Source organism: Metabacillus schmidteae (assembly GCF_903166545.1).
GTDB classification, from domain to species: Bacteria; Bacillota; Bacilli; order Bacillales; family Bacillaceae; genus Metabacillus; species Metabacillus schmidteae.
Genome location: NZ_CAESCH010000001.1, coordinates 427,501 through 439,289 on the forward strand (window position 1 = coordinate 427,501; position 11,789 = coordinate 439,289).

Annotated in this window: 8 protein-coding genes and 2 rRNA genes (1 of these 10 running past the window's edge); all 10 read left to right on the plus strand. The window is 38.6% G+C overall.

Features of this window, described 5'->3' with window-relative positions:
* Nucleotides 1-1,277: ribosomal RNA gene (locus HWV59_RS02010) — 23S ribosomal RNA — on the plus strand; it begins 1,652 nt to the left of the window's first position.
* 77 nt (nucleotides 1,278-1,354) lie between these two features.
* Nucleotides 1,355-1,470 (plus strand): 5S ribosomal RNA (gene rrf, locus HWV59_RS02015).
* Nucleotides 1,471-2,398: 928 nt separating this feature from the next.
* Nucleotides 2,399-3,091 (plus strand): MgtC/SapB family protein, encoded by a 693-nt coding sequence (locus HWV59_RS02020; protein WP_175637990.1) that lies wholly within the window; start codon nucleotides 2,399-2,401, stop codon nucleotides 3,089-3,091.
* A 125-nt stretch (nucleotides 3,092-3,216) separates the two neighbouring features.
* Nucleotides 3,217-3,678, plus strand: coding sequence for a CtsR family transcriptional regulator (locus HWV59_RS02025; RefSeq protein ID WP_102232802.1), 462 nt, complete (start codon nucleotides 3,217-3,219; stop codon nucleotides 3,676-3,678).
* Nucleotides 3,679-3,693: 15 nt separating this feature from the next.
* Complete coding sequence (locus HWV59_RS02030; RefSeq protein ID WP_175637991.1) at nucleotides 3,694-4,245, plus strand: UvrB/UvrC motif-containing protein; 552 nt, start codon at nucleotides 3,694-3,696, stop codon at nucleotides 4,243-4,245.
* 2 nt (nucleotides 4,246-4,247) lie between these two features.
* The gene (locus HWV59_RS02035) at nucleotides 4,248-5,345 is read left to right on the plus strand and encodes a protein arginine kinase (protein ID WP_102232800.1); all 1,098 of its coding nucleotides are present in this window, start codon (nucleotides 4,248-4,250) and stop codon (nucleotides 5,343-5,345) included.
* Entirely contained in the window at nucleotides 5,342-7,789 is a 2,448-nt protein-coding gene (clpC, locus tag HWV59_RS02040; RefSeq protein ID WP_102232799.1) for an ATP-dependent protease ATP-binding subunit ClpC, read from the plus strand. The genes HWV59_RS02035 and clpC overlap by 4 nt, the downstream gene beginning before the upstream one ends.
* Nucleotides 7,790-7,987: 198 nt before the next feature.
* Nucleotides 7,988-9,364, plus strand: coding sequence for a DNA repair protein RadA (gene radA, locus HWV59_RS02045; protein WP_102232798.1), 1,377 nt, complete (start codon nucleotides 7,988-7,990; stop codon nucleotides 9,362-9,364).
* The gene (gene disA, locus HWV59_RS02050; RefSeq protein ID WP_102232797.1) at nucleotides 9,365-10,444 is read left to right on the plus strand and encodes a DNA integrity scanning diadenylate cyclase DisA; all 1,080 of its coding nucleotides are present in this window, start codon (nucleotides 9,365-9,367) and stop codon (nucleotides 10,442-10,444) included.
* Nucleotides 10,445-10,632: 188 nt separating this feature from the next.
* Entirely contained in the window at nucleotides 10,633-11,730 is a 1,098-nt protein-coding gene (locus HWV59_RS02055) for a PIN/TRAM domain-containing protein (protein WP_102232796.1), read from the plus strand.
* Nucleotides 11,731-11,789: the final 59 nt, after the last annotated feature.

Sequence of the window (11,789 nt, forward strand, 5' to 3'; positions counted from 1 at the left end):
CAAACCGACACAGGTAGGCGAGGAGAGAATCCTAAGGTGAGCGAGAGAACTCTCGTTAAGGAACTCGGCAAAATGACCCCGTAACTTCGGGAGAAGGGGTGCTTTTTAGGGTGAATAGCCCGGAAAAGCCGCAGTGAATAGGCCCAGGCGACTGTTTAGCAAAAACACAGGTCTCTGCGAAGCCGCAAGGCGAAGTATAGGGGCTGACGCCTGCCCGGTGCTGGAAGGTTAAGGGGAGAGGTTAGCGCAAGCGAAGCTTTGAACCGAAGCCCCAGTAAACGGCGGCCGTAACTATAACGGTCCTAAGGTAGCGAAATTCCTTGTCGGGTAAGTTCCGACCCGCACGAAAGGCGTAACGATCTGGGCACTGTCTCAACGAGAGACTCGGTGAAATTATAGTACCTGTGAAGATGCAGGTTACCCGCGACAGGACGGAAAGACCCCGTGGAGCTTTACTGTAGCCTGATATTGAATTTTGGTACAGCTTGTACAGGATAGGTAGGAGCCTGAGAAGCCGGAGCGCTAGCTTCGGTGGAGGCGTCGGTGGGATACTACCCTGGCTGTATTGAAATTCTAACCCACAGCCCTGATCGGGCTGGGAGACAGTGTCAGGTGGGCAGTTTGACTGGGGCGGTCGCCTCCTAAAATGTAACGGAGGCGCCCAAAGGTTCCCTCAGAATGGTTGGAAATCATTCGTAGAGTGTAAAGGCACAAGGGAGCTTGACTGCGAGACCTACAAGTCGAGCAGGGACGAAAGTCGGGCTTAGTGATCCGGTGGTTCCGCATGGAAGGGCCATCGCTCAACGGATAAAAGCTACCCCGGGGATAACAGGCTTATCTCCCCCAAGAGTCCACATCGACGGGGAGGTTTGGCACCTCGATGTCGGCTCATCGCATCCTGGGGCTGTAGTCGGTCCCAAGGGTTGGGCTGTTCGCCCATTAAAGCGGTACGCGAGCTGGGTTCAGAACGTCGTGAGACAGTTCGGTCCCTATCCGTCGTGGGCGTAGGAAATTTGAGAGGAGCTGTCCTTAGTACGAGAGGACCGGGATGGACGCACCGCTGGTGTACCAGTTGTCTTGCCAAAGGCATAGCTGGGTAGCTATGTGCGGAAGGGATAAGTGCTGAAAGCATCTAAGCATGAAGCCCCCCTCAAGATGAGATTTCCCATCACACTAGTGAGTAAGATCCCTGAAAGATGATCAGGTTGATAGGTCAGAGGTGGAAGCGCGGTGACGTGTGGAGCTGACTGATACTAATCGATCGAGGACTTAACCTAATAAAAGCGTAAGCTTAGTGAATTGAATTGTGAATCGTTATCTAGTTTTGAAGGAATATGCCTTCAAACTTATATTATTTGGTGATGATGGCGAAGAGGTCACACCCGTTCCCATGCCGAACACGGAAGTTAAGCTCTTCAGCGCCGATGGTAGTTGGGGGTTTCCCCCTGTGAGAGTAGGACGTTGCCAAGTAAGAAGAGGAAAAAGATCAGTAGAGATACTGGTCTTTTTTTATATGAATTTAAAAAATAATATAAACCGAAGGTTTAGTCTGTAAAGAGGTAGAGACAAAGTAAACTTACTAGCCTGAGGCTTGGGAGAAGCAAGAAGATCAAGGAAGTGCCGAGAGAGAAGACCGGAATGTGCGCAGTTGGCACATGAGGATCTGAACGAACAAGCTGACGCGGAGATTCGCCGCTTATCGCAAGCCGAAATCCGAACACGGAAGTTAAGCTCTCAGCGCCGATGGTAGTTGGGGGTTTCCCCCTGTGAGAGTAGGACATCACCAAGTAAGAAGAGGGAAAAGATCAGTAGAGATACTGGTCTTTTTTGCATGAATTAAATGATTGTAGAAAAACCGAAGGTTTTATCGTAAAGAGGTAGAAACAAAATATACTGTGGATTTTTGGTGAAATTTGTAGAATAGTAGATAAATTAAAATAATCGAAGATAAATTGCTGAAAATCGAAGATAAAATGAAGTAATCGAAGATAAATACACATCATCGAAAATAAATTAATTTAACCCTATGTTAGTGTCTACGCACACAGGCACATGACACTGAACGAACAAGCTGACGCGGAGATTCGCCGCTAATCGCAAACTGAAATCCGACCACGGATATTAAGGTCTCAGCGCCGATGGCAGTTGGGGAGATCCCCCAGAGAGTAGGACATCGCCAAGGAAGAGAAGTAACAGATCAGTAGTTCAATTTGATCTTTATAATATGGAATTCAGCTGATGAATCATATTCTCTAACACTTCTTTGTTATCGTAAAATAAAAAAGTTCTTATGTGATTTAGTATTTAAATAAAAAAATTTGAATATTTGTGTTTGATGGGACACAATCGCGTATATATATAATAAAATACAATGTTTAACTAACTAGGAGAAATGCATATGGAGTTGTTGGGATATATTGATGATGATACATATACGATGTTTTTCCGAATCTTAATTGCAGCGATATTGTGTGGGATTATTGGGTTAGAGCGTGAATTTAAAAGTCATCCTGCTGGCTTTAGAACTCATTTATTAGTTGGAATTGGTTCGTGTTTGATGATGATTCTATCCCTTTATGGTTTTGAGGATTATCTTACGATTAATAGTCAATTTGATCCTTCAAGAATTCCTTCCTACGTTATAAGTGGAATTGGATTTCTTGGTGGAGGAACAATATTAGTTAAAGGAGCTACAGTCAGGGGTCTCACAACCGCCGCTTCTATTTGGATTGTTGCAGGGTTAGGATTAATCATTGGCTCTGGAATGTATATATTAGCATCGTTTACTACAATAATTGTCCTAATGTGTTTAATCTTCCTAAATAAACTTGAAGAGTATATGGAAGTGAAAAAAACGAGAAGAAAAATGAAAGTCGTCGTTCAATCAACTCGATCTTCGGTAGATGAGGTGATTGAAAAATTATTATCCTATAAGATTAAAACAAATAAAGTTGTTATGACTTCATGTAAGAAAGAAAGAGACGGTAAAGTCACCTTTTATTATCAGTTTGATATAGATGTTGATTTAACTCAACACGGAATACTTGAAGAGGTTCTTATAGAAATAAGTGAAGTGGAAAAAATTTATTAAAGAGGTTTTACAAGCTTCAAATTTGGCAATATTTAAAATGAAACAGAAGAGTTGAAAAATTTTTCTGTTCGTTTTATATTTAGATTAAAGTCAAATATAGTCAAAGTCAGGGAGGGGGAGGTTGGGTGAGAAATATTTCAGACATTATTGAACAGTACTTAAAAAGTGTACTGGACAGTAGTGGAAGAGAAATTGTTGAAATAAAGCGCAGTGAAATTGCGGATCGATTTCAATGTGTGCCTTCACAGATAAACTATGTTATTAATACAAGATTTACAATTGAACGAGGTTACGTGGTTGAGAGTAAACGTGGTGGGGGAGGTTATATCCGAATTATTAAAGTTCGCGCTGATAACCAAGCACATCTGCTGGAACAGATATTACGTTTAATTAGCCAACGACTATCACAGGTTGCTGCTGAGGATATTATTGGCAGATTAGTTACAGAGGAAGTTATTTCTGCACGTGAAGCAAAGCTTATGTTAAGTGTTATTGACCGTTCCGTTTTATATATTGAGCTTCCCCATCGGGATGAATTGAGGGCAAGAATGGTTAAAGCCATGTTAACTTCATTGAAATATAAGTGAAAGTAGGGGAGACGGATGATTTGCCAGGAATGTAATGAAAGGCCGGCAACGTTTCACTTTACAAAAGTGATCAATGGTGAAAAAACAGAAGTTCATATTTGTGAGCATTGTGCAAAAGAAAATAGTGAGCTTTTTATGTTTAATTCAAATACAGGTTTTTCACTAAATAACCTTTTAACAGGCCTGCTAAATATGGATCATGGCCTTGCAAAGTCGGAAGAGAAAAGTGTTTTTAAAACAGAAGAAGTCCTGCAATGTGATCGTTGTAAGATGACTTTTCATCAGTTTAAAAAGGTTGGAAGATTTGGCTGTGCTAACTGCTATTCTACATTTAAGGATTATATAACACCAATTCTTAGACGGGTACATGGGGGAAATACAGTTCATTCAGGGAAAATACCTAAAAGAATTGGCGGCAATCTTCATGTTAGGAAAAAGATTGAACAATTAAAGAGTCAAATTCATAGTTATATTGATCAGGAAGAGTTTGAACAGGCCGCTAAAGTCCGGGATGAAATTAGGATGCTTGAAAAGAAAATAAGCAGCTCCAATGAGGAGGGATCATAAGCATGTCACTCCAAAACTTTATGAATAAAGCAATGAGTGCTTGGATGAACCAAGAAGGTCCTGATTCAGATATTGTGTTGAGCAGTCGTATTCGTTTAGCTCGAAATATCGAAAAGTATAAATTTCCAACACTTTCTACAAATGAAGAGTTACAAGATGTTCTAAATTTCTTTGAAAACACATATGCAAATAAAACATTCCAAAATATTGGTCAGTTGGAGCTTCTAAAGATGAATGATCTGCAACCAATTCAAAAGAGGGTGTTAGTAGAAAAGCATTTAATTAGTCCTAATCTTGCTGACCATTCCATTTATGGAGGGTGCTTACTTTCGGATAATGAAGAAGTTAGTATTATGCTAAATGAAGAAGACCATATTCGTATTCAGTGTTTGTTTCCAGGATTTCAGCTTGGAGAAGCATTGAATATGGCCAACCAATTGGATGATTGGATTGAAAATGAAGTGGATTATGCATTTGATGAACAAAGAGGTTATTTAACAAGTTGTCCTACAAACGTAGGAACAGGGCTTAGAGCCTCAGTGATGATGCACTTACCTGCATTGGTCCTCACTCAAAAAATTAACCGAATTATTCCGGCAATTAATCAATTAGGATTAGTTGTTAGAGGAATTTATGGTGAAGGTAGCGAAGCTATAGGGAATCTCTTTCAAATCTCTAATCAAATTACATTAGGTAAATCTGAAAAAGACATTGTAGATGATTTGATTAGTGTTGTTCAACAATTGATTGACCAAGAGAGATCAACCCGCGAAGCCCTTTATCAATCTTCGCATATTCAACTTGAGGATCGGGTTTATCGTTCCTTTGGAACCTTAGCATACAGCCGCATTATTGAATCAAATGAGACGGCAAAGTGTTTATCCGATGTTCGTCTGGGAATTGATTTAGGTATTATAAAAGACGTATCCAGGACAATTCTCAACGAACTTATGATTTTAACTCAACCAGGGTTTTTACAGCAGTATTTTGGTGGACCATTACGTCCTAACGAAAGAGATATTCGACGGGCAGCACTAATTAGGGAGCGTCTAAATCTAGAAATGGATCGTAATAAACGGATGGAGGATGATGAATCATGATGTTTGGAAGATTTACAGAGCGTGCTCAAAAGGTATTAGCACTAGCACAAGAAGAAGCAGTTCGTTTAGGCCATAATAATATTGGAACAGAGCATATTCTATTAGGTCTTGTTAGCGAAGGAGAAGGCATTGCAGCTAAAGCGTTGTTAGCGTTAGGGCTAGGACCTGATAAGATTCAAAAAGAGGTAGAGGGCTTAATCGGAAGAGGTCAAGATGCATCCCAAACAATCCACTATACACCAAGAGCAAAAAAAGTTATTGAACTATCAATGGATGAAGCTAGAAAGCTAGGTCATTCTTATGTAGGAACAGAACATATTCTGCTTGGTCTTATCCGTGAAGGTGAAGGAGTAGCAGCAAGAGTACTTAATAATTTAGGAGTAAGTCTAAATAAAGCAAGACAACAGGTTCTTCAATTACTAGGAAGCAATGAATCGTCAGCAAATCACCAGGGCGGAGGTATTACAAATGCTAATACACCAACCCTGGACAGCTTAGCTAGAGATTTAACAGCTATTGCTAGAGAAGGTAGCTTAGATCCTGTAATTGGTAGAAGTAAAGAAATTCAACGTGTAATTGAAGTATTAAGCAGACGTACTAAGAATAACCCGGTACTAATTGGGGAGCCTGGTGTAGGTAAAACAGCTATTGCCGAAGGTTTAGCTCAACAGATTGTACAAAACGAAGTACCGGAAATTTTAAGAGATAAACGTGTTATGACATTAGACATGGGAACTGTTGTTGCTGGTACAAAGTACCGTGGTGAGTTTGAAGACCGTCTTAAAAAAGTAATGGACGAAATTCGCCAGGCAGGGAATATTATTCTGTTTATTGATGAATTACACACATTAATTGGTGCTGGTGGCGCTGAAGGTGCAATTGATGCCTCAAATATTTTAAAACCATCATTAGCAAGAGGTGAGTTGCAGTGTATCGGGGCAACTACACTTGATGAATATAGAAAATATATCGAAAAAGATGCAGCATTGGAGCGTAGGTTCCAACCAATACAAGTAGATGAGCCAACTGTTGATGAAAGTATTCAGATTTTAAAAGGATTACGTGACCGCTATGAGGCACATCACAGAGTTTCTATTACGGATGAGGCAATCGATGCAGCTGTAAAGTTATCTGACCGCTATATTTCTGACCGCTTTCTACCAGATAAAGCAATTGATTTAATTGACGAAGCAGGCTCAAAAGTACGTTTACGATCTTTTACTACACCTCCAAATTTAAAAGAGCTCGAATTGAAGCTTGAAGAAATTCGCAAGGAGAAAGATGCTTCAGTTCAAAGTCAAGAATTTGAAAAAGCAGCATCTTTACGTGATACAGAACAACGTTTGCGCGAGCAATTAGAGGAAACAAAGAAAACGTGGAAAGAAAAGCAAGGACAAGAAAACACTGAAGTTACGGTTGAAGATATTGCAATGGTTGTTTCGAGCTGGACGGGTGTTCCTGTATCGAAATTAGCTCAAACCGAAACAGATAAACTTCTTAACATGGAAAGCATTCTTCATTCCAGAGTAGTTGGTCAGGAAGAAGCCGTCGTGGCTGTCGCAAAAGCAGTTCGACGTGCTCGTGCCGGATTAAAAGATCCTAAACGTCCGATTGGTTCCTTTATTTTCTTAGGACCTACAGGTGTCGGAAAAACTGAGCTTGCCAGAGCATTAGCTGAATCTATCTTCGGTGATGAAGATGCAATGATTCGGATTGATATGTCAGAATATATGGAGAAGCACTCTACATCTCGTCTAGTTGGTTCACCTCCAGGATATGTTGGATATGATGAAGGTGGTCAGTTAACTGAGAAAGTAAGAAGAAAACCATATTCTGTAGTGCTTTTAGATGAAATTGAAAAGGCACATCCTGATGTATTTAATATCTTGCTTCAAGTGTTGGAAGATGGGCGACTAACTGATTCTAAAGGACGTACAGTAGACTTTAGAAACACAATTTTAATTATGACATCAAATGTTGGAGCTAGTGAGTTAAAACGAAATAAATACGTAGGATTCAATGTACAGGATGAAACACAAAATTACAAAGATATGAAGGGTAAAGTCATGAATGAACTGAAACGTGCATTCAGACCGGAATTTATTAACCGTATCGATGAAATTATCGTGTTCCATTCTTTAGAGAAGAAACATTTAAAAGAAATCGTATCATTAATGTCCGATCAATTAACAAAACGATTAAAAGAGCAAGATCTGTCTCTAGAGCTAACTGAAGCTGCTAAGGAAAAGATTGCAGACGAAGGTATTGATCTAGAGTACGGAGCAAGACCATTACGTCGTTCTATACAGAAAAATGTTGAAGACCGTCTTTCTGAAGAGCTATTAAAAGGAGCAATTAATAAAGGTCAAAAAATCATTTTAGATGTTGAGAATGGCGAATTTGTTGTCAAAACAGATGAAAAAGAAGAAGTAAAGGCAAATTAAAAAAGGTTGAGGCACACTTTATGTTGTGTGCCTCACTTTCTTTTTAATAAATCAAATTCCACTTACATATTCAATGCATGTGATAAAATCTTAAGAACAATAGTCTGACATGCACAATTTATCCCCAATTGAATTGTTTTTATTTCATATCATAATTGGCTCGTCTACTAGCTAACCTAATAAGAGAGGAATATATGAATGGCTAAATCAAAGGTGAAATTTATTTGTCAGTCCTGTGGGTATGAATCGCCCAAATGGATGGGAAAATGCCCAGGGTGTGGTGAGTGGAACAAGATGACAGAAGAAGTATTAAAATCTGCATCACCACGAAGAGCAGTGTTTGCTCATTCTAACCAAACTGTACAAAAACCCTCCCCTATAACAACCATCGAAACAACCCAAGAACCTAGAATATATACAAATTTAAAAGAATTTAACCGTGTATTAGGTAGCGGAATTGTAAAAGGATCTTTAGTACTTATTGGTGGAGACCCTGGAATTGGAAAATCAACATTGTTACTACAAGTATCCTCCCAGCTGGCGGATAACGGAAATGATGTTTTATATATTTCAGGTGAGGAATCGGTAAAGCAAACAAAATTAAGAGCGGATCGTTTAGGTGTAAAGTCAAACAAATTATTAGTTTTATCAGAAACAGATTTAAGTTTTATTTCAAAAGCTATTGAAGATACGAACCCTTCCTTTGTTGTAGTAGATTCAATACAAACTGTCTATCATAGTGAAATAAGCTCAGCACCAGGTAGTGTATCTCAAGTTAGAGAATCAACTGCAGAATTGATGAGAATTGCTAAAACAAAAGGTATTGCAATTTTCATTGTTGGTCATGTTACAAAAGAGGGTTCCATAGCCGGACCTAGACTACTTGAACATATGGTTGATACAGTCCTTTATTTTGAGGGAGAGCGACATCATACATACCGAATTCTGCGTGCTGTAAAAAACCGTTTTGGCTCGACAAATGAAATGGGCATTTTTGAGATGAAGGAAGCTGGTTTAGAAGAGGTTCTAAATCCATCGGAGATATTTCTAGAAGAGCGTTCAAAGGGAGCTGCAGGCTCAACTGTAGTTGCCTCTATGGAAGGTACAAGGTCTGTTTTAGTTGAAATTCAAGCACTTATATCCCCGACGAGTTTTGGAAATCCACGCAGGATGGCCACAGGTATAGATCACAATCGAGTGCCGCTATTAATGGCTGTTTTAGAAAAACGTGTAGGTCTTTTATTGCAAAATCAAGATGCATACTTGAAAGTAGCAGGTGGTGTAAAACTGGATGAACCTGCTATTGATTTAGCTGTGGCGGTAAGTATCGCCTCAAGCTTTAAAGATGCCCCCCCTAAACCGACGGACGTTATAATTGGTGAGGTAGGTTTAACAGGAGAAGTTCGAAGAGTGTCAAGGATTGAACAAAGAGTGATCGAGGCAGCTAAGCTGGGCTTTAAGCGAGCAGTCATACCACACGCAAATATAGGGGGATGGAACCCACCAGAAGATATTGAAATAATAGGAGTAAAAAATGTAGCGGAGGCTCTCCAAAAAACGTTAGGAGGATCGTAAATGACAGAGGTAGAGAGTAAGTCAGGTGAAAAGACCTTAAACGAAATTCTACAGTTTGTTGCACCCGGGACACCCATAAGAGAAGGGATTGAAAATGTTCTCCGTGCAAAAACAGGTGGTTTAATTGTTGTTGGCCATAACGAAAAGGTTAAAAAGATTATTGATGGCGGATTTGCAATCGGATGTGCATTTTCGTCGGCTCATTTGTATGAGCTGGCAAAAATGGATGGAGCCATTATTTTAAGTGACTCTGGAAACAAAATTATGTATGCAAATGCACAACTGGTCCCTGACTCCTCAATTTATTCCTCAGAAACTGGAATGAGGCACAGAACAGCAGAGCGTGTCGCGAAACAGACCGGAAATTTAGTTATTGCTATTTCTCAAAGAAGGAATGTCATTACGTTATATCATGGTGAGCTAAGATATGCCTTGCGTGATATAGGTGTTATCTTAACAAAAGCTAATCAGGCTATTCAAACATTGGAAAAATATAAATTAGTACTGGACCAATCGATTTTAACATTAGGTGCATTAGAGTTGGAAGAACTCGTTACCTTTAAAGAAGTACTTCAAGTCCTTCATCGTTTTGAGATGGTTTTAAGAATTAAGGATGAAATCAATGACTACGTAAATGAGCTTGGAGCAGAGGGTCATTTGATTAGGCTACAGTTAGCAGAACTTCTTACAGGTGTGGAAGAAGAAGCAGCACTGTTAATTAAGGATTATGCCCAAGATAAATCTGTTGATCCTTTCCCGGTTATCCAGCAACTGCAAGACCTATCAAGTTTTGAGCTTTTAGAAGATGCAGTTCTTTTTAAACTATTAGGTTATTCTTCTTTTACGAATGTAGATGGACCTGTTATTTCAAGAGGTTATCGTATTTTAAATAAAATCCCACGACTTCCCGCCATCATTATTGAAAATTTAGTGACAACATATAAAAATTTGAAACTTATTATGCGCGCATCCGTAGAACAGTTGGATGAAGTGGAAGGGATAGGTGAGGTAAGGGCAAAAAAAATTAAAGAGGGTTTAAAAAGATTACAAGATCAACTCCTCATTGATCGACATATATAAGAAGATTTAATGAAAGTTTTATTAAATGTGTTTTAATTTATGAAAAATAGGGTATATTAAAATTGTTTTTATTGTTAAATTCTTTAGTACATTACAAGCTTGTTTCAATCTATTTACAAATTAAGATAACTATTTCACAAGCTTCAGAATTAGGATAAAGTAGTAATAACTCAAAGGGAGGTGAAGGTATGTTAATTAAACGCATAATCCAATTGCTTTTTCTAGTTATCGGTGGGATGCTGGGCATTCTTTTTATACCCGAACTACTTGAATTAATGAATATGCAGGACATACCTTTTATTAATACGCCGTATACATTAGCAGTAATAGGTGCAATTATATTTTTTATCGCAACATTTTGGTTAGTAGATTATGTTGTAAACTGGATTAAAGTATTGGAAGAGGCTGTTGTCAAGGCACCTGTAACAGATGTTTTGTTTGGTAGTTTAGGATTAATCTTCGGTCTTATAGTTGCTTTTCTTATTGTTATTCCTTTAAAAGATATCCAATACCAAGTATTTAACACCATTATTCCAATCTTTTTAACGCTACTATTGGGTTATTTAGGATTCCAGGTTGGTTTTAAGAAAAGAGACGAACTTATTAATTTATTTTCTGTCCCAAATCGTATTGGAAAGAAAAAAGGTGTGTCAGAAGAAGAAGCTGAAATTGAGGATAAAAAGTTAAAAATCTTGGACACAAGTGTCATCATTGATGGAAGAATTGCGGATATTTGCCAAACAGGATTCTTAGAAGGAACGATTGTTATTCCTCAATTTGTTCTGGAGGAACTTCAGCATATTGCCGATTCATCTGATGTATTAAAGAGAAATCGCGGAAGAAGAGGACTGGATATTCTGAATAGAATTCAAAAAGAGCTTTCAATAAATGTAGAAATTTATGAAGGTGATTTTGAAGAAATTCAAGAAGTGGATAGTAAACTGGTTAAATTAGCAAAGCTTACATCTGGTGTTGTGGTAACCAATGATTTTAACTTAAATAAAGTATGTGAACTTCAAAAAGTGGCTGTATTAAATATTAATGATTTGGCAAATGCTGTTAAACCGGTTGTATTGCCTGGAGAAGAAATGAATGTTCAGGTTATCAAAGATGGTAAAGAGCATAATCAGGGTGTTGCGTATTTAGATGATGGTACGATGATAGTTGTTGAGGAAGGTCGAAATTATATCGGAAAGCATATTGATGTATTAGTAACGAGTGTTCTTCAAACTTCAGCAGGAAGAATGATTTTTGCAAAGCCTAAACTTTTAGAAAAAGCTTTGTAAACTTATTAGAAAAACATTCTTATGTATATAAAAGAAAGGGGTCAGGTTCCGGGAAAAAG

What these genes read in the sequence shown, in the direction of transcription:
- HWV59_RS02020 (WP_175637990.1), top strand. Translation starts at nt 2,399, where the DNA reads ATGGAGTTGTTGGGATATATTGATGATGATACATATACGATGTTTTTC.
- HWV59_RS02030 (WP_175637991.1), top strand. Translation starts at nt 3,694, where the DNA reads ATGATTTGCCAGGAATGTAATGAAAGGCCGGCAACGTTTCACTTTACA.
- HWV59_RS02035 (WP_102232800.1), top strand. Translation starts at nt 4,248, where the DNA reads ATGTCACTCCAAAACTTTATGAATAAAGCAATGAGTGCTTGGATGAAC.
- clpC (WP_102232799.1), top strand. Translation starts at nt 5,342, where the DNA reads ATGATGTTTGGAAGATTTACAGAGCGTGCTCAAAAGGTATTAGCACTA.
- radA (WP_102232798.1), top strand. Translation starts at nt 7,988, where the DNA reads ATGGCTAAATCAAAGGTGAAATTTATTTGTCAGTCCTGTGGGTATGAA.
- disA (WP_102232797.1), top strand. Translation starts at nt 9,365, where the DNA reads ATGACAGAGGTAGAGAGTAAGTCAGGTGAAAAGACCTTAAACGAAATT.
- HWV59_RS02055 (WP_102232796.1), top strand. Translation starts at nt 10,633, where the DNA reads ATGTTAATTAAACGCATAATCCAATTGCTTTTTCTAGTTATCGGTGGG.